The sequence below is a fragment of the Deltaproteobacteria bacterium genome (assembly GCA_009929795.1).
Classification (GTDB): domain Bacteria; phylum Desulfobacterota; class Desulfovibrionia; order Desulfovibrionales; family Desulfomicrobiaceae; genus RZZR01.
The window spans coordinates 1-1,243 of sequence record RZZR01000377.1 but is presented as its reverse complement, the minus strand read 5'-3'; the positions used below and the strand labels follow the sequence as shown (position 1 = coordinate 1,243).

Here is a 1,243-nt window from a genome sequence, read left to right as displayed (position 1 = left end):
GTTCCGGGTCGACTCCAGACCCAGGTGACGCCGAGCCTCCTGGAACGTTGTCTCGATGTACCACCGGAGGACGTAGAATTCGATGATCTGCTGGGGAGTCTGACCGACGTTGGTGGACGAAAAGCACTCCTGCCTGCCGGTCGCCAGATCCTCCACCAGAACCCAGCGGACCTCTACGGGAGGCTGACCGGGCTTTGTCCGATAACCGGTTCCGGTGATCCACCGGACCTCTCGGAGCTGACCTCCATACCATTCCAGGAGCTCGGGGGTCCAGGGCTTGCTCCTGCGCTTGACCACCTTCTCGGGAGAGGAGAGCCGCCTGCCCACTTTCCGAGGTCGTCCCCTCTGGCCCTTGCGTCGGGCAGGCGCTTTGGCGTAAAGGGCGGCATCCTTTCGCATCCGTGTGACCACGTGGATGCCCATCCGGCGGGCGTCGTTTTCCAGTCGAACCGAGCCGTAGGCGCCGTCGCCGACAAAGAGGATCTCGCGGCTGCGCACCCACCTTTGGAAGAGCCAGAGACCCAGGAGCATCAGGTCTTCCAGGGTTCGATGCCGCCGGCGACGGGCCTCGTCCTCCTTCTTCGACCGGTACAGGAGACACAGGACCGGAAGTGCCCATGGGCGGCTGGAGAAGGGCAGCTTGACCAGGACGGCCAGGACCACCCACTTGTGCCCGAAGCAGTATGTGAGCACAGCCTGGGTCGACCGGACCGGATCCCGGTGACATCCCACCCCATAGACATTGGAGCCCGATCTGCGCTCCGTCGTATCGTCTCCAGCCACCAGCACCTGTGCACCCGGGGGCACGAGAGCCACGACCAGGCCGGTGAGCACGCGGGCCAAGTGGAGAGAAGACCAACGGGCACGGCTCCAGAAGCGGTGATACGAAGAGAAGTGTTTCTGCGGCCCCAGGAACGCCGTCACCCGAAGCATCTCCGTCACGGTCCGGCGCCCTTGAGCCAGGACGGAGCCCGCCAGCAGGAGACAGAAGTTCTGGTAAGTCGGGGCGGTCATGCATGGGCGAAAGGTCTCCAACAGGACTGTGAGCGCGGGGATGGAATCCAGCATCCTCGGCCTCCTCTGCGGAACAGATGTTCGGTCACTTGAACACCTTTCAACAGAGGTCAGGCCGATTCATGCTTAACAGGCAAAGAGAATTCTCAGGTCACTTCCTCTCGGCAAAATGGCAAAAGTCGAGCCAGGGGTTCGAGGTGGAGTGAAGAGGGGGGGCGGAGACTACGCC

At 62.9% G+C, this 1,243-nt stretch carries 1 protein-coding gene; it reads right to left on the bottom strand.

All coding sequences use genetic code 11. The features are described from left to right. On the bottom strand, window positions 1–1,068 hold a 1,068-nt coding region (locus EOM25_15125; GenBank protein ID NCC26511.1), incomplete at its 3' end, for a transposase. Between the last annotated feature and the right edge of the window lie 175 nt (window positions 1,069–1,243).